24 protein-coding genes are annotated in these 21,361 nt (G+C 75.7%); 23 read left to right on the top strand and 1 reads right to left on the bottom strand.

What is annotated here, in order from left to right; all coding sequences use genetic code 11:
- The first annotated feature begins 83 nt into the window (after positions 1-83).
- From ftsZ to DLJ47_RS06250, 14 genes are all read left to right on the top strand, one after another.
- Entirely contained in the window at positions 84-1,199 is a 1,116-nt protein-coding gene (ftsZ, locus tag DLJ47_RS06315; RefSeq protein WP_109899128.1) for a cell division protein FtsZ, read from the top strand.
- An 80-nt stretch (positions 1,200-1,279) separates the two neighbouring features.
- The gene (locus DLJ47_RS06310; protein ID WP_109899127.1) at positions 1,280-2,026 is read left to right on the top strand and encodes a YggS family pyridoxal phosphate-dependent enzyme; all 747 of its coding nucleotides are present in this window, start codon (positions 1,280-1,282) and stop codon (positions 2,024-2,026) included.
- Between the two features lie 192 nt (positions 2,027-2,218).
- A complete protein-coding gene (locus DLJ47_RS06305) occupies positions 2,219-2,914 on the top strand; it encodes a cell division protein SepF (RefSeq protein ID WP_109899126.1) in 696 nt (231 codons plus the stop codon).
- A gap of 29 nt (positions 2,915-2,943) precedes the next feature.
- Positions 2,944-3,249, top strand: a complete 306-nt coding sequence (locus tag DLJ47_RS06300) for a YggT family protein (protein WP_088992770.1) — start codon at positions 2,944-2,946, stop codon at positions 3,247-3,249.
- 44 nt (positions 3,250-3,293) lie between these two features.
- Positions 3,294-4,094 (top strand): DivIVA domain-containing protein, encoded by an 801-nt coding sequence (locus DLJ47_RS06295; RefSeq protein ID WP_088992771.1) that lies wholly within the window; start codon positions 3,294-3,296, stop codon positions 4,092-4,094.
- A gap of 74 nt (positions 4,095-4,168) precedes the next feature.
- The gene (locus DLJ47_RS06290) at positions 4,169-4,792 is read left to right on the top strand and encodes a hypothetical protein (protein WP_109899125.1); all 624 of its coding nucleotides are present in this window, start codon (positions 4,169-4,171) and stop codon (positions 4,790-4,792) included.
- A gap of 11 nt (positions 4,793-4,803) precedes the next feature.
- Positions 4,804-5,103: a DUF167 domain-containing protein gene (locus tag DLJ47_RS06285; protein WP_109899124.1), complete on the top strand. Its 300-nt coding sequence runs from the start codon at positions 4,804-4,806 to the stop codon at positions 5,101-5,103.
- A 22-nt stretch (positions 5,104-5,125) separates the two neighbouring features.
- Positions 5,126-6,631, top strand: a complete 1,506-nt coding sequence (locus DLJ47_RS06280; protein ID WP_109899123.1) for a potassium/proton antiporter — start codon at positions 5,126-5,128, stop codon at positions 6,629-6,631.
- A gap of 222 nt (positions 6,632-6,853) precedes the next feature.
- Positions 6,854-7,273 carry a TraR/DksA family transcriptional regulator gene (locus DLJ47_RS06275; protein WP_088992775.1) on the top strand — a complete coding sequence of 140 codons (420 nt, stop codon included), beginning with the start codon at positions 6,854-6,856 and terminating at the stop codon, positions 7,271-7,273.
- Between the two features lie 61 nt (positions 7,274-7,334).
- The gene (gene lspA, locus DLJ47_RS06270) at positions 7,335-7,958 is read left to right on the top strand and encodes a signal peptidase II (protein ID WP_109899122.1); all 624 of its coding nucleotides are present in this window, start codon (positions 7,335-7,337) and stop codon (positions 7,956-7,958) included.
- Positions 7,955-8,899: an RluA family pseudouridine synthase gene (locus tag DLJ47_RS06265; RefSeq protein WP_109899121.1), complete on the top strand. Its 945-nt coding sequence runs from the start codon at positions 7,955-7,957 to the stop codon at positions 8,897-8,899. Before lspA ends, DLJ47_RS06265 begins: the two co-directional genes overlap by 4 nt.
- Positions 8,900-8,941: 42 nt before the next feature.
- Positions 8,942-9,949, top strand: coding sequence for a hypothetical protein (locus DLJ47_RS06260; RefSeq protein ID WP_233257685.1), 1,008 nt, complete (start codon positions 8,942-8,944; stop codon positions 9,947-9,949).
- A 101-nt stretch (positions 9,950-10,050) separates the two neighbouring features.
- Entirely contained in the window at positions 10,051-11,484 is a 1,434-nt protein-coding gene (locus DLJ47_RS06255; protein WP_109899120.1) for a MinD/ParA family ATP-binding protein, read from the top strand.
- A 287-nt stretch (positions 11,485-11,771) separates the two neighbouring features.
- Positions 11,772-12,572, top strand: a complete 801-nt coding sequence (locus tag DLJ47_RS06250) for a DUF2567 domain-containing protein (protein WP_158289784.1) — start codon at positions 11,772-11,774, stop codon at positions 12,570-12,572.
- Here the strand turns inward: DLJ47_RS06250 and DLJ47_RS06245 are convergent.
- Positions 12,487-13,191, bottom strand: coding sequence for an LON peptidase substrate-binding domain-containing protein (locus DLJ47_RS06245; protein ID WP_109899119.1), 705 nt, complete (start codon positions 13,189-13,191; stop codon positions 12,487-12,489). The genes DLJ47_RS06250 and DLJ47_RS06245 overlap by 86 nt on opposite strands.
- 108 nt (positions 13,192-13,299) lie before the next feature.
- On the opposite strand from DLJ47_RS06245, the gene hisD reads away from it, so the two are divergent.
- The 9 genes from hisD to DLJ47_RS06205 form a co-directional block, all read left to right on the top strand.
- The gene (gene hisD / locus DLJ47_RS06240; protein WP_109899118.1) at positions 13,300-14,622 is read left to right on the top strand and encodes a histidinol dehydrogenase; all 1,323 of its coding nucleotides are present in this window, start codon (positions 13,300-13,302) and stop codon (positions 14,620-14,622) included.
- 49 nt (positions 14,623-14,671) lie between these two features.
- The gene (locus DLJ47_RS06235) at positions 14,672-15,742 is read left to right on the top strand and encodes a histidinol-phosphate transaminase (protein WP_109899117.1); all 1,071 of its coding nucleotides are present in this window, start codon (positions 14,672-14,674) and stop codon (positions 15,740-15,742) included.
- 46 nt (positions 15,743-15,788) lie between these two features.
- Positions 15,789-16,400: an imidazoleglycerol-phosphate dehydratase HisB gene (hisB, locus tag DLJ47_RS06230; RefSeq protein WP_109899116.1), complete on the top strand. Its 612-nt coding sequence runs from the start codon at positions 15,789-15,791 to the stop codon at positions 16,398-16,400.
- A 55-nt stretch (positions 16,401-16,455) separates the two neighbouring features.
- Positions 16,456-16,629, top strand: a complete 174-nt coding sequence (locus DLJ47_RS36190) for a hypothetical protein (protein WP_167178495.1) — start codon at positions 16,456-16,458, stop codon at positions 16,627-16,629.
- Entirely contained in the window at positions 16,626-17,258 is a 633-nt protein-coding gene (hisH, locus tag DLJ47_RS06225) for an imidazole glycerol phosphate synthase subunit HisH (protein WP_109899115.1), read from the top strand. Before DLJ47_RS36190 ends, hisH begins: the two co-directional genes overlap by 4 nt.
- Positions 17,259-17,312: 54 nt before the next feature.
- Positions 17,313-17,636: a hypothetical protein gene (locus tag DLJ47_RS06220; RefSeq protein WP_109899114.1), complete on the top strand. Its 324-nt coding sequence runs from the start codon at positions 17,313-17,315 to the stop codon at positions 17,634-17,636.
- A 16-nt stretch (positions 17,637-17,652) separates the two neighbouring features.
- Entirely contained in the window at positions 17,653-18,378 is a 726-nt protein-coding gene (priA, locus tag DLJ47_RS06215) for a bifunctional 1-(5-phosphoribosyl)-5-((5-phosphoribosylamino)methylideneamino)imidazole-4-carboxamide isomerase/phosphoribosylanthranilate isomerase PriA (protein WP_088992784.1), read from the top strand.
- The gene (locus DLJ47_RS06210; RefSeq protein ID WP_109899113.1) at positions 18,375-18,794 is read left to right on the top strand and encodes a RidA family protein; all 420 of its coding nucleotides are present in this window, start codon (positions 18,375-18,377) and stop codon (positions 18,792-18,794) included. Before priA ends, DLJ47_RS06210 begins: the two co-directional genes overlap by 4 nt.
- An 87-nt stretch (positions 18,795-18,881) precedes the next feature.
- Positions 18,882-21,361, top strand: a 2,480-nt coding sequence (locus tag DLJ47_RS06205) for an AAA family ATPase (RefSeq protein WP_109899112.1), incomplete at its 3' end; no start/stop codon positions are given.

The following is a 21,361-nucleotide window of genomic DNA, read 5'->3' as shown; positions in this document are numbered from 1 at the left end:
TGAGGACAGCTGTCGTCGACCGTTGGTCTGGCCACGCCGTACCGGGTCGGGGCGAAGCCAATCTCGAAGGGAAAGGACCGGAGATGACACCTCCGCACAACTACCTGGCGGTCATCAAGGTCGTCGGCATCGGGGGCGGCGGCGTCAACGCCGTCAACCGGATGATCGAGGTTGGGCTCAAGGGCGTCGAGTTCATCGCGATCAACACCGACGCGCAGGCGCTGCTGATGAGCGACGCCGACGTCAAGCTGGACGTCGGTCGCGAGCTGACCCGCGGCCTGGGCGCCGGGGCGAACCCGGACGTCGGCAAGAACGCCGCCGAGGACCACCGGGACGAGATCGAGGAGGTGCTCAAGGGCGCCGACATGGTCTTCGTGACCTGCGGCGAGGGTGGCGGCACCGGCACCGGCGGGGCGCCCGTGGTGGCGAACATCGCCCGCAAGCTCGGCGCGCTGACCATCGGCGTGGTGACCCGGCCGTTCTCCTTCGAGGGCAAGCGCCGTCAGGTGCAGGCCGAGTCCGGCATCGACGAGCTGCGCAACCAGTGCGACACGCTGATCGTCATCCCGAACGACCGGCTGCTGGCGCTCGGCGACCGCAACATCAGCATGATGGACGCCTTCCGCACCGCCGACCAGGTGCTGCTCTCCGGTGTCCAGGGCATCACCGACCTGATCACCACCCCGGGTCTGATCAACCTGGACTTCGCCGACGTCAAGAGCGTGATGAGCGGCGCGGGCAGCGCGCTGATGGGCATCGGCAGCGCCCGGGGCGAGAACCGCGCGGTCGAGGCGGCCGAGGCGGCCATCTCCAGCCCGCTGCTGGAGCAGAGCATGGACGGCGCGCGCGGCGTGCTGCTCTCCATCGCGGGCGGCTCCGACCTGGGGCTGTTCGAGATCAACGACGCGGCGCAGCTGGTCACCGACGCGGCCCACCCGGACGCCAACATCATCTTCGGCGCGGTGATCGACGACGCCCTCGGCGACGAGGTGCGGGTCACCGTGATCGCGGCCGGGTTCGACGGCGGCGCGCCGGCGTACAAGGCGGCCGAGCCGGCCCGCAAGACCAACCAGAACCAGCCGGCGCAGCAGAGCGCCCCGGTCTCGCCGCCGGCCACCATGCCGGCGCCGCCGCAGTCGCCGCGGCGGGTGCTCTTCGACGACGTCGACGTGCCCGACTTCCTCAAGAACGGGTCCTGAGCCGCGTTCATGAGCGAGCGAGTCATCAGGCTCAGGGCGCGGGCGCCGCTGGCCGGCGCGCAGCGCGGTGGAGTGCCGGCATGAGCGACAGTCCAGCCGCGGTGCGCCCCGACCGGCGCGCCGAACTCGCTGCCGGCCTGGCCCGGGTGCGGTCCCGGATCGCCGACGCCTGCACCGCCGCCGGCCGGGACCGGGCCGAGATCACGATGATCGCGGTGACCAAGACGTACCCGGCCGGCGACGTGGTGGCGCTGGCCGGGCTCGGCGTCACCGACGTGGGGGAGAACCGCGACCAGGAGGCGGCGCCGAAGGCCGCCGAGGTGGCCGCCGCCGGGGTGACGCCGCGCTGGCACTTCATCGGCCGGTTGCAGCGCAACAAGGCGCGTTCGGTGGTCCGGTACGCCGACGCGGTGCACTCGGTGGACAGCGTCCGGCTGGCCCGGGCGGTGGACGCGGCGTCGGCGGCCGGCCGGGACCGGCCGCTGGACGTGCTGGTCCAGGTCAGCATCGACGGCGACGCGGCCCGGGGCGGCGCGCTGCCCGGCTCGGCCGACCCGGACGTCGGGCTCGACCGGGTGGCCGAGGCGGTCGCCGGCGCCGAGGCGCTGCGGCTGACCGGCCTGATGGCGGTGGCGCCGCTGGGTTGGGAGCCGGAGCGGGCGTTCGCCCGGCTGGCGGAGCTGGCCGCCGCGTTCCGGTCCGTCCACCCGGGAGCCACCGCGTTGTCGGCCGGAATGAGTGGCGACCTGGAAGTCGCGATCGGATACGGCGCGACACATGTCCGCGTGGGTAGCGCGTTGCTCGGAATGCGCCCCACGCTGCGGTAGCCTGACCGCGGAAGAAGCAAATTACATCGGTGTTGTTTTGGGAACGGCTTTCCTTTGCCGGGGGTCGTGGCACGCGACGCGAATCGCGCGCCAGGGGATTGCCGTTCCGGTCCGGTGGGCAGGAATGTTCCACTCGCGACAAGGCGACACGGCACGGGGGCGTGTGCCGCACGGCGGACGGAAGGGCGCGGGATGGGTGCACTGCGCAAGGCGGGGGTCTGGCTCGGTCTGGTCGAGGAGGACGACGAGCGGGGCTACGACGACGGTGGCTACGACAAGGGTGGCTACCGCGAATCGCGCTACCGGCAGAGCCGGTACGCGGAGGAGTTCGCCGACGACGACGAGGACGACGCCGAGGAGCCGCCGGCGCCGCGGCCCCGGTCGGGCGACCGTGGCCGGCTCAGCGAGCGGTCCACCGGCCGGGCCGGCGACACCGAGCGCGCCGAGGCCGAGCGGTCGGAGCGGTCGGAGCGGTCCAGCGTACGGTCGATCACCCGGTCGACGGCCGGCGAGCCCTCCGGGGCGCTGACCTACCACACCCGGGACAACCTCGCCCTCGCGCCGCAGGTGCAGCCCCGGGAGCGGGCCGTGGTGGCCGAGGAGGAGCAGCGGTACCAGATCACCACGCTGCACCCGACCACCTACCGCGAGGCGCGCACCATCGGCGAGCACTTCCGCGACGGCGTTCCCGTGATCATCAACCTCACCGAGATGGACGAGGCGGATGCCCGCCGTCTGGTGGACTTCGCCGCCGGGCTGGCCTTCGGCCTGCGCGGTACGATCGAGCGCGTGACCAACCGGGTGTTCCTGCTCTCACCGGCCAACGTCCAGGTCACCGCGGAGGACAAGGCCAAGATCGCTGAGGGCGGCTTTTTCAGTCTGAGTTGACCCCGGCCGACCGAGGGACGTCGCCTGTCGTGTTGTCGATCCTGTTGCAGGTCCTGTACCTGATCGTCTATGTCTTCCTGCTCCTTCTTCTGTCCCGGTTTGTCCTGAGCGCGGTGCTGCAGTACGGCCGCCGGTGGCAGCCGGGGCGGGGGGCATCGGCGGGACTGGAATCCGTGTGGAGCGTCACTGATCCCCCTCTCAGCGCGTTGAGGCGTGTGATCCCTCCGCTGCGAATTGGTACCGTGAGCATCGACCTGGCCTCCCTTGTGCTCCTGGTTATCCTGTTCGTGCTGATGAGGTTTGTGTTAGAGCCGGCGATCATCAGGACCGCCTGATGACCGACGCGCTATCGCGGCCGCAACTGACCCGAGGAGTTTCGATGCCGCTGACCCCGGCCGACGTGCACAACGTCGCCTTCAAGAAGCCGCCGATTGGCAAGCGGGGCTATGACGAGGAGGAGGTCGACGCCTTCCTGGACGAGGTCGAGCGCGAGCTCGCCCGTCTCATCGAGGAGAACAACGAACTGCGCGCCCAGGTGGAGCGCGGTGGCCGTGGCGGCGCTCCGGCGGGCCCCGGCGGCGACGCCCGACTCGCGGCGGAGCTCAACGACGTCAAGGCGCAGCTCGACCGGGTGCAGCGCGACAAGGCGGCGGCCGAGCAGGCCGCCCGCGCGATGCAGGCGGAGCTGGAGCAGGTCCGCGCGGCTGGTGGGCCGGCGGCGGTCGGCGACGGCGAGCAGCAGGCGCTGCGGGTGCTGATGATGGCCCAGCGGACGGCCGACGACCACGTCTCGGACGCCCGTCGCGAGGCCGACCAGCTGCTCTCCGAGGCCCGCTCGAAGGCCGAGGAGGTCACCCGCGAGGCGCGCGCCAAGGCTGACGCGCTCGAGCGGGACGCCCGGCAGCGGCACCAGGAGGCCATGGGCGGCCTGGACGCCAAGCGCACCGCGCTGCAGAAGCACATCGAGGAGCTGAAGCAGTTCGAGCGGGAGTACCGCACCCGCCTCAAGGCCTACCTGGAGAGCCAGCTGCGCGACCTCGACGGTCGTGGCCAGGGCCTGGAGGCCGAGCTGACCCGCTCCGAGGGCAACCGCGCCGCCGGCGGCAACGGCCTGGCCGCGGCGGGTCTCGCCGGTTCCTACGGCGGCGGTCGCTCCGGCGCGCTGGAAGCCGGTCGCTGACCACCGGTCGGCGGCCGCCCCGTGACGGCGGTCGCCGGCCTCGCTCAACGCTACGGACGCGGCGGGGGTGAGCCGTGATAGTCGCCAGTCTCCTGCTCATCCTCGTCGCGGTGGTGCTGCTGGTGCTCGGCCTGGCCGGCGGCTCCAGCCTGCTCCTGATCATCTCCATCGCGGCCAGCCTGCTGGCCGCCGTCGCACTGGTCGCCGGTGCCCGCCAGGCGGCCGCCGACCGGGCGACGGTGTACCGGGACGGCTCCGCGCAGCGGGCGCGGGCGGGCACCCGTCCGACCACCCCGGCGGGGTCCGCGTACGGGCCGCCGCTGGGGGAGCCGGACATCCCCGTCCAGCACGTTCCTCCGACGGTCGACGCCGGCGGTGCCGGGTGGCGGCAACCACCCGAGCCGCCGGTGACCGGCGTCGACCCGCCGGCGACGCCGGGTGTCGGGCCGGTCGAGGCGTACGACGACGAACCGGCCGCCCAGGAGCTCACCCCGGACCAGGCCGCCCGGCTGGCCGAGCTGACCACCGAGGTGCGGGTGGTCGACGGACGGCCGCGCTACCACCTGGCCGGCTGCGCGCATCTGGTCGGGCGCGCGTCCGAGCCGCTGCCCGTCGCCGAGGCGGGCGAGCTCGGCTTCTCTCCGTGCGCCCACTGCGCGCCGGCCACCGCGCTGCTCGCCGACGCGCACCGGATCTGACCCGGCGCCTGATGGACGACAGGCTCACCGTCGCGGTCCGGGTGAAGCCCGGCTCCGCCCGGGCCCGGGTCGGCGGTCGCTTCGACGGGCCGCACGGACCCGCGCTGGTGATCGCCGTGAACGCGCCGGCCGTCGACGGCCGCGCCACCGAGGCGGCCCGCCGCGCCCTGGCGCAGGCGCTCGGCGTCCGCCCGGCGGTGGTCTCGTTGCGGGCCGGGGCGGCCAGCCGGGACAAGCTCTTCCTGATCGAGCGCCCCGACCCGGGGCTGACCGAGCGGCTCGGACAGCTGCGCGACGGGACCGCCGGGTGAGCCGCGCCCGGGGCGGGCGGCCGTGACCCCCGGGCTGGACGTCGCGCTCCTGCTGGGGGCGGCCGTCCTGCTGGTCGCGGTCGGGGCGGTGCGGCTCTCCACCCGGCTCGGGGTGCCCAGCCTCCTGGTCTACCTGGCGCTCGGCGTGGGCATCGGCGAGGCCGGGCTGGGCATCCGCTTCGACGATGCCGAGCTGACCCGGACGCTCGGCTTCTGCGCGCTCATCGTGATCATCGCCGAGGGCGGCCTCTCCGCCCGGTGGAGCACGCTGCGGCCGGTGCTCGGGCTCGCCGCGGCGCTCTCCACGGTGGGCGTGGTGGTCAGCATCCTGGTCGTCGGGATCGCCGTACACCTGCTGCTCGGGCTGGACTGGCGGCTCGCCCTGCTCTACGGCGCGGTGCTCTCCTCCACCGACGCGGCGGCGGTCTTCGCCACCCTGCGCCGGCTGCGGCTGCCGCCCCGGCTGGTGGCCACCCTGGAGGCCGAGTCCGGGATGAACGACGCCCCGGTGGTGCTGCTGGTGGTGCTGCTCTCCCGGGACGGCGGCGCGGCTTCGCACCCCTGGTGGTACGAGGTCGGCCTGGTCGGCTACGAGCTGGCCCTCGGTGCGCTGGTGGGGTTCGCGGCCGGCTTCGGCGGGCGGTGGGCGCTGCGCCGGGCCGCGCTGCCCTCGGCGGGGCTCTATCCGATCGCGGCGGTCGGGTTGACCGTGCTGGCGTACGCGGGCGGCGCGGTGCTGCACGCCTCCGGCTTCCTCGCCGTCTACGTGGCCGGGGTGCTGCTGGGCAACGCCCGGCTGCCGCACCGGCAGGCGATCCTCGGCTTCGCCGACGGGCTGGCCTGGCTGGCCCAGATCGGGCTCTTCGTGCTGCTCGGCCTGCTGGCCACGCCGAGCCGGTTGGACGCGGCGGTGCTGCCGGCGGTGGTCGCCGGGCTGGCGCTGGTGCTGCTCGCCCGCCCACTCTCGGTGGCGGCGTCCGCGCTGCCGTTCCGGTTCGGCCTGCGCGAGCAGACGTTCCTGTCCTGGGCCGGGCTGCGCGGGGCGGTGCCGATCGTGCTCGCCACCATCCCGCTCTCGGAACGGGTGCCGGGCGCGGACCGGCTCTTCGACGCGGTCTTCGTGCTGGTGGTGATCTTCACGCTGTTGCAGACCGGGACTCTCGCCCCGGTCGCCCGCTGGTTGCGGGTGACGGCGCCGGCCGAGGCGACCGAGATCCTGGTGGAGACCGCGCCGCTGGAGCGGATGCGGGCGGACCTGCTCCAGTTGGAGGTGCCGCCGGGGTCCCGGTTGGCCGGGGTGCACATCGACGAGCTGCGGCTGCCGCTGGGGGCGGCGGTGACGCTGGTGCTGCGCGACGGGGTGGGTCTCGTGCCGGGCCTGGACTTCCGCCTGAAGACCGGCGACAGCCTGTTGATCGTGGCCACCCACGGGGTGCGCGACGAGACGGAGCGCCGGCTGCGGGCGGTCAGTCGGCGGGGTCGGCTGGCCCGCTGGTTTGGCGAGTACGGCGAGGATCGCGACGGTTGATCTGCTAGCGTTCCCTTTGTCCCGATACGGCATGACTCGGGGCTGAAAAGCGGAGCGACGGTGCGGTACGTTGTCGGACGCCTGTACGTTCCGTATTCTTGCCAACCTCCGGAGTGCGCGGCCTCGTCGCCGCGCGCCCGTTTTGTACCTGGGGGCGCCAATGCCGGCGACCCCTGTCCAGGTGCCGCGGACCGCCGCGGTTCCGCGGCCGAGGGAGCGACGATGGCGAAGCCAGCCGAGACCAGGACCGCCGGCCGCAAGCCGGTGGCCAAGGCCACCCGCAGCGCGGCGGAGACCGAGAAGATCCGGGCGGCCCTGGCGGCACGGCGCGACGAGTTGCGCGCCGAGTACGATCAGACGCTGAGCGAGATCACCGAGCTGCAGCGCGACCGGCTGACCGACTCGGCCGGGGACGACCAGGCCGACACCGGCACCAAGACGTTCGAGCGGGAGCAGGAGATCTCCCTCGCCAACAGCATCCTGGAACGGATCACGCAGGTCGAGCGCGCGCTGGAACGGCTCGACGAGGGCGGCTACGGCTGGTGCGAGCGGTGCGGCAACCCGATTCCGGTGGAGCGGCTCGCCGCCTTCCCGTCGGCCACCCTCTGCGTGACCTGCAAGCAGCTGGAGGAGCGGCGCTGAGGTCCGCTCCCCGGCGGCGCCGAAGACGGTGAGCGATCACCGCCGACTCGATGGGGAGCAGATGACCGCAGCACCGTCCGCCGAGCCTGGCCGCGCCGAGCCGGGCGGCCGCCGGCTCCGACCCCGGGCCGTCGCGCTGCTCGGCGCGGTCGCGCTGGTCGCTCTGGTGGCCGACGTGCTCACCAAGCACTGGGCCCTGGCCGCCCTCACCGACCGCGAGCCGGTCCGGTTGCTCGGTGGGGCCGTCTACCTGAGCCTGGTCCGCAACAGCGGCGCCGCCTGGAGCATCGGCTCCGACCACACCTGGGTCTTCCCGCTGATCACCATCGGCGTGGTCGGCTGGATCATCTGGATGGCGTTGCGGCTGCGCTCGACCCCGTGGGCGGTCTCGCTCGGCCTGGTGCTCGGCGGGGCGCTCGGCAACCTGATGGACCGGATCTTCCGGGCGCCCGCCCCGTTCCACGGCCACGTGGTCGACATGGTCAGCGTCTTCGGGCCGTACGGCGAGTACTTCCCGGTGTTCAACGTGGCCGACAGCTCGCTGGTCTGCGGCGTGGTGCTCGCCGTGCTGCTGGAACTCACCGGCCGTCAGCGCGACGGCGGGCGGGTCGGCCGCGACGGCCGGCCGGTCGACCCGGCCGGCGACCCGGCGACGGCCGGCGCCGAGCAGCGGGAGCGGGCGTGACCTCGGCGTTCGCCGCGGGCGGCGACCACCGTTCGCTGCCGGTGCCCGACGGCCTCGACGGGATGCGGCTGGACCAGGCGGTGTCCCGGCTCTTCGGGCTCTCCCGGACCGCCGCCGCGGCCCTGGTGGACGCCGGGGACGCGCTGGTCGACGGGGTGCGACGGCCCAACTCGCACAAGGTCAAGGCCGGCTCGTGGCTGGAGGTGACGCTGCCCGCGCCGGCCGCGCCGCCGACCGTGGTGCCGCAGGCGGTGCCCGGGCTGCGGGTGGTCTACGCCGACGACGACATCGTGGTGGTGGACAAGCCGGTCGGGGTCGCCGCCCACCCCAGCCCCGGCTGGACCGGCCCGACGGTGATCGGCGGGCTGGCCGCGATCGGTCACCGCATCTCCACCAGCGGCGCCGCCGAGCGGCAGGGCGTGGTGCACCGGCTGGACGTGGGCACCACCGGGATCATGGTGGTGGCCAAGAGCGAGCAGGCGTACAGCGCGTTGAAGCGGGCGTTCAAGTACCGGGAGGTGGACAAGCGCTACCACGCGGTGGTGCAGGGCCACCTGGACCCGCTGCGCGGCACCATCGACGCCCCGATCGACCGGCACCCCACCCACGACTACCGCTGGGCGGTGGTCTCCGGCGGCAAGCCGAGCATCACCCACTACGACACCGTCGAGGCGTTCCCGGCGGCGAGCCTGGTCGATGTGCGGCTGGAGACCGGGCGTACCCACCAGATCCGGGTGCACTTCTCCACCCTGCGCCACCCGTGTGTGGGCGACCTCACCTACGGCGCCGACCCCACCCTGTCGGCCCGGCTCGGCCTGGCCAGACAGTGGCTGCACGCCCGCGCGTTGAGCTTCCTGCACCCCCGAACGGGGGACGAGGTCAGCTTCGTCAGCGACTACCCTGACGACCTGGAGCGCGCGCTCGAGATCCTCCGCGACTGAGCGGCGCCCGTCCGAGACGATCCGACGAGGGGACCTCCGCCCGTGCGCGCCGGCGATCTGCTGCGGCAGTTGGACCAGCGGCTGTTGCCGCGGCTGGCCACGGCGGTGGCCCGGCTGGGCCACAGCCCGGCCCGGCCGCGCCTGCTGCCGTCGGTGGCGCTGCTGTCCTGCGCGGCGGTGCTGCTCACCGCGGTCTGGGCCACCGACGACGCCCCGGTCGGCGACCCGACCGTCGGCGAGGTGACCCGGGTCGGGGTGGCCAACGGCGAGTCCATCCCGGGCTACCTGCGGGCCGCCACGGCCGACCTGGCCACCCTGCCGAGCGCCGCCGCGACGCCGGGCGACGGCACCTACGCCCTGGTGTCGCTCTCGACCTATCTGACGCCGCAGCGGCTGGCAGCCGTCGTCGGCGACGTGTCGGTCGCCGAGGTCTTCGGTCGGGTGCCGCTGCCGGACCGGCAGACGGAGATCGTCCGCCTGCCCGCCCAGCGGCTGCCCGACGACGTGGTCGGCGCGATGGCCGACCTCGCCGCGCGCAAGGACCGGGAGGCGACCGACTACCGGACCCGGGCCGCCGGCACCGCCGACCCCGAGCTGCGCCAGGTGTACGCCAGCGGCGCCGAGGTGGCGGCGGCGGAGGCGGCCGCGTACCGGTCGGGCTGCGCGTGCGTCTACGCGGCGGTGGTCCGCGCCGAACCGGCGGCGCTGCGCGGGGTGGCCGCCCGGCCCGACGTCCGGGTCGTCGACCCGGCCCCCGAGGTGCGCCGGCTGGACCGGACCGTCTTCACCCCGCCGCTGCCCGAACAGCGGGACGTGGCCCGGCCGCCGGCCGACGGCGGTCTCGCCTCGCCGGCCCCGACCGGTAGCACCGAGCCGGCCACCCGCAGCCCGGCCGCGGTCCCGTCGGCGGGCGATTCGTCGGAACCCGCACCGACCGTGACGGATCCGTCACATCCGCCATCGCCGCCCGCGCCGCCGGCGACCCGGTCGCCCACCCCGCCGACCTCGATGGACACGACCGACGGTAGTCCCGCGGCATCGTCACCGTGACAATCGGGCACGGGGGGAAGGTGCGCGGACGGGTGTGGCCCGAATAGGGTTTGGTTCGTAGCCTGTCAGGCGGAGTTCGACGGCGCTGGGGAGGGCGAGCCTTGGACGGCAGCGAGACCGGCTGGGGTCGGCCGGCCGAACCAGCACCGCGGTGGCGGGCGCTGCTCGACCGCGCCCGCCTCGCCGGCCGGGGCGCCGAGCAGCCGGAGCCCGAGCGGCGGGTCGACGAGCCGCTGCCGCCGCCCGGGCCGCTGTCCCCGCCCGAGGCGTTGCCCCGACGCCCGGCGGGCAACGGCTACGCCGGGTCGGCGCGGCCGGTGAACCCCGCGGGCGAGCGGTCGTACGAGGCGGATCCCGGTTACCGGGCCGAGGCGACCTACCGGGTGGACCCGGCGTACCGGGCGGAGCCGGCGTACCGGCCCGAGCCGGGATACCCGGGCGAGCCGGCGTACCGGGTGCCCGAGCCGCGCCGGCCGGAGCCGCCCGAGCCGCGCCGGCCGGAGCCGCCCGAGTCGCGGTACGCGCTGCTGGACAACGGCGGCTACCGCCCCGAACCGCCCCCGGGGGAGTCCCGCTACGCGCTGCTCGACCGCGGGGCCTACCGCCCCGAGCGCGGCTACCCGCCGCCGTCGCCCGCCCCCGTCCCCGCACCCGCCCCGCCCCCGCCCGTGCCCGCCGAGCGGGGCTACCCGGCGCGGGTCGAGTGGCGGCCGCGCAGCGCGGAGTCCGACCTGGAGCGGGCCGCCGCGGTGCTCCGGCGGGAGCTGGGCACCCCGCGGGTGCTCGCCTTCGCCAACCCCAAGGGCGGCGTGCACAAGACCACCGCCACCGTCCTCGCCGCGGCGACCGTCGGCAGCGTCCGCGGGCGGGGCGTGCTGGCCTGGGACGACAACGAACTGCGCGGCACGCTCGGGCTGCGCGCCGGCAGCGCCCGGCACGCCCGGACCATCCGGCACCTGGTCACCGACCTCGCCCAGATCGAGATCCGGGAGGGCAACGACCTGCTGGAGACCCTCGACGACTACCTGCGGCACGCCTCCGACGGCTCGTACGACGTGCTGGCCGGCGAGGAGAGCCCGCGGTTCGCCCAGCGGCTCGACCAGTTCACCGTCCGGCGGGTGCTGGAGCTGCTGCGGCGTACCCACGAGGTGGTCTGTGTGGACACCGGCAACAACGTGGAGAGCGCCAACTGGCGCACCGTGATGCAGGCGGCCGACCAGCTGGTGGTCACCACCGTCCCCCGGGAGGACGCCGCGTTCAGCGCCGACTGGATGCTCGACCTGCTGCACGAGGTCGGCATGGGCGAGCTGGCGGAGAACGCTGTGACGCTGATCTCCTGCCCGACGCCGGGCCGCTCGCCGTTGCAGGACGACCTGGAGAAGCACTTCGCCAGCCGGACCCGGGCGGTGGCGGTGGTCCCGTACGACCCGGCGCTGGAGACCGGTTCCTCGATCGAGTACCACCAGCTCCAGCCGGAGACCCGGCAGGCGTGGCTGCGGGCGGCCGCGGTGATGCTGGAGCCGTTCGCCCGGTGAGCGGGTCTGTCGCCACCGGCGACCCGGCGCGCCGCCCGGCCTGAGAGGATCACCGGGTGAGCCCGGACACCCCCGACCGCGACCGGCCCGGCACCCGCCCCGACGAGGCGGGTCCGACCACACCGACCGACGCCGCCGTGCCGCCGCCCGCCGCGGCGGCTGCGGCATGGCCGGCCACCGACCGGCCCGCGGTCCCCGCCGACGCGGACCGGCCGCGGTACGTCGACGGTGCCGACCCCGGCAGGTCGCGGCGGCCGGAGCCGGCCGACGCGGACCGGCAGCGGTACGTGGACGGCGTCGACCCGGACGGGTTGCGGCGGCCGGAGCCGGCCGGTGCGGACCGGCCGCGGTACGTGGACTCCGGCGAGACGGCGGCGTGGCAGGTCGAGCCGGGCGCGGCGGCGGAGGTGTGGCCGGCTGGCCGGCGGCCGGACGAGCCGGAGCTGCCGCGTCGGCGGGCGCTGCGGCTCGGCGCCCTCGCCGCCGGCGCGCTGACCCTGCTCGGGGCGCCGCTCGGGCTGCTCTGGGCGACCCTCGCGCCGGACACCCCGCTGATCAAGTCGCCGGACGGCGCCGTCTACGCCAGCCCGCAGCCCGAACAGCCGATCGCCGCCGACGGCTGGTTCAGCCTGCTGGGGCTCGGCTTCGGGGTGCTCGCCGCGATCGCCCTCTGGTTGGTGCTGCGCCGGGTGCGGGGGCCGGTCGGGCTCTTCGCCGCCACCCTCGGCGCGTTCGGCGCCGCGCTGGTCGCCTGGCAGGTCGGGCGCCGGATCGGGCTGGCCACGTTCCAGCGGCTGCTGGAGACCGCCCCGGACGGCCGGGCCTTCACCAAGCCGGCCGACCTGCGCGCCGGCGGCGTCGACCTGGTGCTCGGCGTGCTGCCGGTGCCGCACGGCAACCTGCTGCTGCCCGCGTTCGGCGCCGCGGTGACGTACACCCTGCTGGCCGGCTGGTCGCGGTGGCCGTCGCTGCGCCCGGAGCCCGAGCTCGGCGCGGCCGGGCTCAGTTCGGTGTCGGTGGCGACGCCAGCTCCCCCAACGGCACCGGAACCGCCCGGACCTGGCGCAGCAGAGCCGCCTCGCGATTGAGCAGCCGCAGCTCGGCGCGGAGCCGGGCCGCGGTGTCGTCGATGGCGAGCAGCCGCTGCCGGTCGGCCACGGTCAGCGCGGCCGTCGCGGCCACCAGGTGCGACAGCACCGTCGGGTCCTCCGGCAGCTGCTCGGAGATCTCCTCCGGGTCGGCGCGGATCAGGCCCAGGTACTGCCGGAACACCGCGATCACCCGGGCGGCCAGCAGTTCGGCGGTCTCGTCCGGGCCACCCGGCTCGGGCAGCCACTCCACCTCGGCGGTGAGGTAGGGCGCGGAGCGGGCGTCGACGTCGGCGATCCGGAACCGGCGCTTGCCGACCGTGACGATGTCGAAGCCCCCGTCGTCGAGTTCGGTGACCTGGCGCAGCTCGGCGGTGCAGCCGATGTCATGCAGCGTGACGTCGCCGCCGCCCGGCGTCGGCCGGCCGTCCGGACCGGTCGGGGCGACCTCCCAGCCCTTCCGGATGGCCACCACCCCGAACTCGCGCGGGGCACCGGCGGGCAGCCCGACCAGGTGCCGCACCAGCGCCCGGTAGCGCTCCTCGAAGATGTGCAACGGCAGCACCAGGCCGGGGAAGAGCACCGTTCCGAGCGGGAACACCGGCAGCCGCGCAGTCACGCCGTCGAGGGTAGCCCGGCCCCCGCCCGGGCGGCGTGTCCCGGCTCACCGTCCCGGCGTACGGGCGGCGCCGGTCGTCGCCGGGGCCGGCCGCCTAGACTCGCAAGGGTGTTGAATCGGATCGACCTGCGTGGCGGCGTGCGCGACCCGCGCCGCCTGCTGCCCCGTGCCCAACTCGACGTGTCGGTGGCCGTCGAGCGGATCCGCCCCCTGGTGGAGGCGGTCCGGGAGCATGGTTACCCGGCGATCCGGGAGGCGAGCGAGCGGTTCGACGGGGTGTCCCCGGAGGTGCTGCGGGTGCCCGCCGAGGCGATCGCCGCGGCGGAGGGCGCGCTGGACCCGCAGGTCCGCGCCGCGCTGCTGGAGTCGATCACGCGCGCCCGCAAGGTGCACGCCGACCAGCGCCGCGCCGACCACACCACCCAGGTGGTGCCGGGCGGCACGGTGACCGAGCGCTGGGTGCCGGTAGACCGGGTCGGCCTCTACGTCCCCGGCGGCCTGGCGATGTACCCGTCGACCGTGGTGATGAACGTGGTTCCGGCCCAGGCGGCCGGGGTCCGCTCGCTGGTGGTGGTCAGCCCGCCGCAGAAGGACAACGGCGGCCTGCCCGACCAGCGGGTGCTCGCCGCATGCGCGCTGCTCGGCGTCGACGAGGTCTACGCGGTCGGCGGCGCCCAGGCGGTGGCGATGCTGGCGTACGGCGCCGCGGTGGACGCCGCGGGCAGCGCGCACTGCGACCCGGTCGACATGATCACCGGTCCGGGCAACATCTGGGTGACCGCCGCCAAGCGGCTGCTGCGCGGGGTGGTCGGCATCGACGCCGAGGCCGGCCCGACCGAGATCGCCATCCTGGCCGACGACACCGCCGACCCGGCGCACGTCGCGGCCGACCTGATCAGCCAGGCCGAGCACGACCCGCTGGCGGCGAGCGTGCTGGTCACCCCGTCGGTCGAGCTGGTCGAGGCGGTCGAGCGGGAGCTGGCCCGGCAGGTGCCGGCGACCAAGCACGCCGAACGGGTCACCACCGCGCTCACCGGCGAGCAGAGCGGCGTGGTGCTGGTCGACGACCTCGACGCCGGCCTGCGGGTGGTCGACGCGTACGCGGCCGAGCACCTGGAGATCCAGACCCGCGACGCGCGGGAGTGGGCGCTGCGGGTGCGCAACGCCGGCGCGATCTTCGTCGGCGCCTGGTCGCCGGTGTCGCTCGGCGACTACTGCGCCGGCTCCAACCACGTGCTGCCCACCGGCGGCTGCGCCCGGCACTCCTCCGGGCTGTCCGTGCAGTCCTTCCTGCGCGGCATCCACCTGGTCGAATACTCCGAGCAGGCGCTGCGCGAGGTGGCCCCGCACGTGGTCACCCTGGCCGGGGTGGAGGACCTGCCCGCGCACGGGCAGGCGGTCAGCGTGCGCTTCCCGGGAGCCGCGTCGTGAACGGGTCCGACCCGCGCCGGGTGTTCGCCGCGCGCAGCGGGGTGCCGGCGTGACCACCCTCGACGACCTGCCGATCCGCGACGACCTGCGCGGGCTGTCGCCGTACGGGGCGCCGCAGCTGGACGTGCCGGTGCGGCTGAACACCAACGAGAACTCCTACCCGGTGCCCGAGCCGGTGGTGGAGGCGATCGCCAAGGCACTCACGGCCGAGCTGCGCGACCTCAACCGCTACCCGGACCGGGACGCGGTGGCGCTCCGCGCCGACCTGGCCGGCTACCTGGGCCACGGGCTCACCGTCGAGCAGGTGTGGGCGGCCAACGGCTCCAACGAGATCCAGCAGCAGCTGCTCCAGGCGTTCGGCGGCCCCGGCCGGACGGCGTTAGGCTTCACCCCGGCGTACTCGATGCACCCGCTGCTGGCGCTGGGCACCGGCACCCGGTGGGTGCCGGCCCGCCGCGGGGTCGACTTCGGCCTGACCGCCGACGAGGCGGTGGCCCAGGTCCGCGAGCACGCCCCGGACGTGGTCTTCCTCTGCTCGCCGAACAACCCCACCGGCACCGCCCTCGACCCGGCGGTGGTCACCGCGGTGCTCGACGCGGCCCCCGGCATGGTGGTCGTCGACGAGGCGTACGCCGAGTTCGCGCGGCCGGGCACGGTGAGCGCGCTCGCCGTGCTGCCGGGGCACCCGCGGCTGGTGGTGACCCGGACGATGAGCAAGGCGTTCGGGTTCGCCGGCGGCCGGCTGGGCTACCTCGCCGCCGACCCGGCCGTGGTGGCGGCGGTGCAGCTGGTGCGGCTGCCGTACCACCTCTCGGCGCTCACCCAGGCCGCCGCCCGGGCGGCGCTGGCCCACCGGGACGCCCTGCTCGGCACGGTCGCCGCGATCAAGGCGCAGCGCGACCGGATCGTCGCCGAGCTGCGGGGCCGGGGCCTGCGGGTCGCCGACAGCGACGCCAACTTCGTGCTCTTCTCCGTCGGCGGCGACCAGAGCGCGGCCTGGCGGGTCCTGCTGGAGCAGGGCGTGCTGGTGCGCGACGTCGGGCTGGCCGGCTGGCTGCGGGTCACCGCCGGCACCCCCACCGAGACGGACGCCTTCCTGCGGGCGATGGAGAAGCTGTGAGTGCGCGCAGCGGAGCCCCGCGGTCACGAACGAAAGGTTGCACAGCATGAGCCGGACCGGCCGGGTGGAGCGGGTCACCAAGGAGACGAAGGTCCTCGTCGAGATCGACCTCGACGGCACGGGCCGGGCCGAGATCAGCACCGGGGTCGGCTTCTACGACCACATGCTCAACCAGATCGCCCGGCACGGCGGCTTCGACCTGACCGTGCGCACGGTGGGCGACCTGGAGATCGACGCGCACCACACCATGGAGGACACCGCGCTCGCCCTGGGCACCGCCTTCGACCAGGCGCTGGGGGACAAGGCCGGCATCCGGCGGTACGGCTCGGCCACCGTCCCGATGGACGAGGTGCTGGTCCGGGCGGCGGTCGACCTGTCCGGCCGGCCGTACGTGGTGCACGACGAGCCGCCGCTGGCCCCGTACATCGGGCCGGTCTACCCGACCAGCATGACCCGGCACATCTGGGAGTCCTTCGGCCAGACGGCCCGGGTGACCCTGCACGTGGACGTGCTGCGGGCGGCCCGGCCGGGCGGCCACCCGGACGCGCACCACGTGGTCGAGGCCCAGTTCAAGGCGGTCTCCCGGGCGCTGCGCGAGGCCACCGCGATCGACCCCCGCGCGGCCGGCGCGATCCCCAGCACGAAGGGGGCACTGTGAGCGCGAGGAACGCAGCGCAGCGGAGTCCCGCAGTCGCGAACGGAAGGCGGAGCTGATGGGGGCGGTGCTGCCGATCCTGTTGCTGGTGCTGGCCGGCGTGCTGGTGGGCGGGGTCGTCTCGTTGCACCGGCAGGGCGCGCCGCGCGGCGCGGTGGTGATCACCGCGCTGCTCGCCGTGCTGGCCACCGCCGGCGGGGTGCTCTGGCTGCTGCCGGAGGTGGGGGCATGAGCGACGTCGTGGTGCTGGACTACGGGTCGGGCAACCTGCGCTCGGCGGAACGGGCGCTGGCCGCGGCCGGCGCCGACGTGCGGGTGACCGACGACCTGGCCGCCGCCGCCGAGGCGGACGGCCTAGTGGTGCCGGGGGTGGGCGCGTTCGCGGCGTGCATGGCCGGGATCGAGGCGCTCGGTGCCGGGCCGGTCATCGCCGAGCGGGTCGCCGCGGGCCGTCCGGTGCTGGGCATCTGCGTCGGCATGCAGGTGCTCTTCGAGCACGGCGATGAGCACGGCGTGGTGACCAAGGGGCTCGGCCTGCTTCCCGGCGGGGTGACGAGGCTGCCCGCCGCCCGGCTGCCGCACATGGGCTGGAACACCGTCGCTGCGCCGCCCGGTTCGGTGCTCTTCGCCGGGCTGCCCGCCGACAGCCGCTTCTACTTCGTCCACTCGTACGCGGTCGGCGACCCCGGCGCGCTGGCCGCCGCCGGCGCCACGGTCACCACCGCCCACCACGGGGTGGACTTCGTCGCGGCGGTGGAGCGGGGCGCGCTGTCGGCCGCCCAGTTCCACCCGGAGAAGTCCGCCGACACCGGTGCCGCGCTGCTGCGCAACTGGCTCGGCACGCTGGGCACCGGTGGCTGAGCCGATCCGCCGCGCGGCCGGCCGTCCCGGCGCGGGGCGCCGGCGGGGCGCCCGGTGAGCAAGGAGCGGGCCCGCCGGCGGGCGGAGCGGGAGGCCACGCAGGCCCGGGAGCGGGCCGTCCGGCAGCGGCGGTCGGACCGGCGGGCCCGGCGGCGGGCGTTGCTGCGCCGGCTCACGCCGACCTGGCGGCGCGGTCGTACCGGCCGGCTGCCCCGGCACAGCCGGGGTGAACGCGCGGCGATCGTGCTGCTCACCCTGGCGGCGATCATGCTGATCTGGTCGCTCGTGGACGACCTGGCGCTGCGCGTCGCGCTGGTCGTGCTGCTGCTGCTCGTACTGCCGGCGATCGTGGTGATCGCCCTGGACCGTCGTACCTGAACCGAGGAGAAGCACGTTGAGCCTGACTCTGTTGCCCGCCGTGGACGTCGCCGACGGCCGGGCCGTCCGGCTGGTGCAGGGCGCCGCCGGCAGCGAGACCAGCTACGGCGACCCGCTGGAGGCCGCGCTGGCCTGGCAGCGCGACGGCGCCGAGTGGATCCACCTGGTCGACCTGGACGCCGCGTTCGGCCGCGGCTCCAACGCCCACCTGCTCGCCGAGGTGGTCCGGCAACTCGACGTGAAGGTGGAGCTCTCCGGCGGCATCCGGGACGACGAGTCGCTGGCGGCCGCGCTCGGCACCGGTGCCGCCCGGGTGAACATCGGCACCGCGGCCCTGGAGGACCCGGTCTGGTGCGACCGGGTGGTCGGCGAGTACGGCGACCGGGTGGCGATCGGGTTGGACGTGCGCGGCCGTACCCTCTCCGCGCGGGGCTGGACCCGCGACGGCGGCGACCTGTACGAGGTGCTGGAGCGGCTGGACAAGGCCGGCGCGGCGCGGTACGTGGTCACCGACATCACCAAGGACGGCACCATGCGCGGGCCGAACCTGGACCTGCTGCGCGAGGTCTGCGCCCGCACCGACGCCCCGGTGATCGCCTCCGGCGGTGTCTCCACCCTGGACGACCTGCGGGCGCTGGCCACCCTGGAGCCGCTCGGCGTGGAGGGTGTCATCGCCGGCAAGGCGCTCTACGCGGGGGCCTTCACGGTCGCCGAGGCGCTGGAAACCCTGGCGGCGGCGTGAGCGCGCGTGGCGTCGAGGAGAGCGGCACGACCGTCACCCGGCTGGGTTCCGGCGGGCCGTGGGAGGCCGCCTACGGCTACTCCCGGGTGGTCCGCGCCGGTGATCTCGCCTGGACGGCCGGCTGCACGTCCACAGTGGACGGCGTGGTGACCCACGTCGGGGACGCCGCCGCGCAGACCGCGCAGGCGCTACGGATCGGGTTGGCCGCGCTGGCCGAGGTGGGCGCGCAGCCGGCCGACGTGGTGCGGACCCGGATGTACGTCACTGACCGGGCGTACGCCGACGAGGTCGGCCGGGCGCACAACGCGGTGTTCGGCGCGGTCCGCCCGGCCGCCACCATGGTGGTGGTGGCCGGTCTGATCGACCCGGAGCACCTGGTCGAGGTGGAGCTGGAGGCCTACCTCGGCGACCGCTGAACCGGGCCCGGAACACGGCCCGGACGGTGCGGCGCGTCCGCCGTCCGGTCCTCGACCGGGGCGGCCGGTGGGTGCCAGACTGACCCGGTGAGCGGGGCGGCCGTCGGTCGGGACGTGCTGGTCGACCGTGCCCGGCGGTCGCTGGACGACGGCCGGCCGGTGCTGGTGGAGGGCCCGGCCGGGATCGGCAAGACGGTCGTGCACCGGGAGCTGCTGGGCGCGGCCCGCCGGGCCGGCTGGCTGGTGCTGGGCTGCGCGCCGACCGAGGCGGAATCGGCGCTGCCGTTCGCGGCGCTGGCCGACCTGCTCGCCCCGCTGGCCGACCGGGTGCCCGAGCTGCCGGCGCCGCAGCGCGCGGCGCTGGCCGGGGTGCTGCTCACCGGCGACGCGCCGGGGCAGCCGATCGACGAGCGGACGGTGGGCGCGGCCACCCGGTGCCTGCTGGAGGCCGCCACCGCCGATCCGGCGGCGCCCCGGCTGCTGGTGGCCGTCGACGACGCCCCGTGGCTGGATCCGCCGAGCGAGCGGGCACTCCGGTTCGCGGTGCGCCGGCTGGTGCCGCGGATCGCCGTGCTGGTCACCGCGCGGGCCGACCGGCCCGGCAGCGACCCGGCGCCGCTCGGGCTGGACCACGGCGCCACCGGCGCCCGGCTGGACCGGATCCCGCTCGGGCCGCTCGGCGTGGGGGCGCTGCACCACGTGCTGCGGATCGAAACCGGGACGGCGCTGCCCCGGCCGCTGCTGGTCCGGATCGCCGCCGAGGCCGGCGGCAACCCGCTGCTCGCCATCGAGCTGGCCCGGGCGGTGCTCCGGCTGCCGCAGCTGCCGGCCCCGGGCGCCGACCTGCCGGCCGCGCCGTCGCTGCGGCAGCTGGTCGCCGACCGGGTGGCCGCGCTGCCGCCGGACACCCGGCACGCGGTGCGCCTCGCCGCCCTCTCCGGCGTACCCACGCTGGCCGGGCTGGCCCGCGCCGGGGTGCCGGCGGCGGCCTTCGACGCGGCCGAGGAGGCCGGCCTGGTCGCCGTGCGCGGGGACGCGATCGGCTTCGCCCACCCGGTGTACGCGGCGGCGGTCCGCGCCGACGTGCCGCCCGGGGTACGTGGCCGGTTGCACCGGCTGCTCGCCGACACCACGGCCGACCCGGACGAGCGGGCCCGGCAGCTGGCCCGCTGCCTCACCGGGCCGGATCCGGCGGCGGCGGCCGAGATCGCCGCGGCCGCCGCGCGGCAGCGCAGCCGGGGCGCGCCGGAGACGGCTGCCGGCCTGTACGACAGCGCGGCCCGGCTCGCCTCGCCCGCCAGCGCCGAGCACGTGAGGTGGCGGCTGGCCGCCGCGGCGTGCCGCACCGACTGCGGCGACTACTCCGCCGCGCGGGCGGCCGCCGATCGCGCGGCCGAGGAGCTGACCGGGCCGGCGAGCGCGGAGGCGCTGCTGTTGCGGGCAGTCGTCGCCTGGAGTGCCGACGAGCCGGCGGAAGCGGCCTGGACCGCCGCCGAGGCGGCCCTGGCGTCCGCGCCGGCCGGCTCGACGCTGGCCGGCCGGATCCACGCCCACCTCAGCCTGTTCCGGGACGCCCCCGACACGGCCCGGCGGCACGCGGAGGCGGCGGTCGCTCTGCTGGCCGACAGCCCCGACGACCAGCCGGTGCACGCCGCCGCACTGCTGCTGCTCTTCTTCAACGCGGTGCGGGCCGGGCGGCCGGCGCGCACCGAACTGCTGACGCGGGCGCTGGAGCTGGAGGGCGCGGAGCCGTCCTGGTTGGCCGGCACGGTGCCGGCGATCTGGTGGCGGTCGGTGGACGAGCACGGGCGGGCCCGCGACCGGCTGCACCGGATGCTGGCTCGAGCCGTCGCCCGTGGCGACGAGCCGTCCCAGCACGAGCTGCTCTGCCACCTGGGCGAGACCGAATTGCTCGCCGGCCGGTGGATCGACGCCGCGGCGCACATCGCCGCCGCCCGGGAACTGGGCGAGCAGTACGGCACCGACTCGGCCGGCGAGCACTGGCTGGAAGGGCTGCTGCTGGCTTACCGGGGGCGGTTGCCCGAAGCGGACCGGATCGCTGCGGAGGGACTGCGCCGGGCCGCCGAGCTGGACGACCGGTGGCGGCGGCGGATCTACGCCCAGCTGGCCGGATTCGTCGCGCTGAGCGCGGGGCGGATGCCCGAGGCCGCCCGGCACTACGGCGAGCTGGCGGTGACCGTCGACGAGCTGGGCCTGGTCGAGCCGCTCGCGCAGCGCTTCGAGCCGGACTGGCTGGAGGCCTGCGTGGGGGCCGGCGACCTGGCCACCGCCGAGGCGGCGCTGGACCGGCTGGCCACCCGGCATCGGCGGCTGCCGCGACCGTGGACCACGCTGGGGCTGGCCCGCAGCCGGGTGCTGCTGGCCGGCGCGCTCGGCCGGGACCCGTCGGGCGCGCTGGCCGAACTGGCCGCCGCCCGGGCCGCGGTGCCGGCGGACGTGCTGCCGCTGGACCGGGCCCGCTGCCTGCTGGTGGCCGGGGTCGCGTACCGGCGGCTGCGGCGGCGGCGCGACGCGCGGGAGGCGTTGACCGCCGCCGCCGGCGAGTT

The organism is Micromonospora sp. S4605 (assembly GCF_003176715.1).
In the GTDB taxonomy this organism is placed as follows: domain Bacteria; phylum Actinomycetota; class Actinomycetes; order Mycobacteriales; family Micromonosporaceae; genus Micromonospora; species Micromonospora echinaurantiaca.
This window is presented reverse-complemented; position numbering and strand designations above follow the sequence as displayed.

Bases quoted from the DNA above. Each gene is read 5' to 3' on its own strand.
- hisH (WP_109899115.1), top strand. From the start codon at position 16,626: ATGAGCGACGTCGTGGTGCTGGACTACGGGTCGGGCAACCTGCGCTCG.
- DLJ47_RS06275 (WP_088992775.1), top strand. From the start codon at position 6,854: ATGGCGAAGCCAGCCGAGACCAGGACCGCCGGCCGCAAGCCGGTGGCC.
- DLJ47_RS06295 (WP_088992771.1), top strand. From the start codon at position 3,294: ATGCCGCTGACCCCGGCCGACGTGCACAACGTCGCCTTCAAGAAGCCG.
- ftsZ (WP_109899128.1), top strand. From the start codon at position 84: ATGACACCTCCGCACAACTACCTGGCGGTCATCAAGGTCGTCGGCATC.
- DLJ47_RS06305 (WP_109899126.1), top strand. From the start codon at position 2,219: ATGGGTGCACTGCGCAAGGCGGGGGTCTGGCTCGGTCTGGTCGAGGAG.
- hisB (WP_109899116.1), top strand. From the start codon at position 15,789: ATGAGCCGGACCGGCCGGGTGGAGCGGGTCACCAAGGAGACGAAGGTC.
- DLJ47_RS06285 (WP_109899124.1), top strand. From the start codon at position 4,804: ATGGACGACAGGCTCACCGTCGCGGTCCGGGTGAAGCCCGGCTCCGCC.
- DLJ47_RS06310 (WP_109899127.1), top strand. From the start codon at position 1,280: ATGAGCGACAGTCCAGCCGCGGTGCGCCCCGACCGGCGCGCCGAACTC.
- DLJ47_RS36190 (WP_167178495.1), top strand. From the start codon at position 16,456: ATGGGGGCGGTGCTGCCGATCCTGTTGCTGGTGCTGGCCGGCGTGCTG.
- lspA (WP_109899122.1), top strand. From the start codon at position 7,335: ATGACCGCAGCACCGTCCGCCGAGCCTGGCCGCGCCGAGCCGGGCGGC.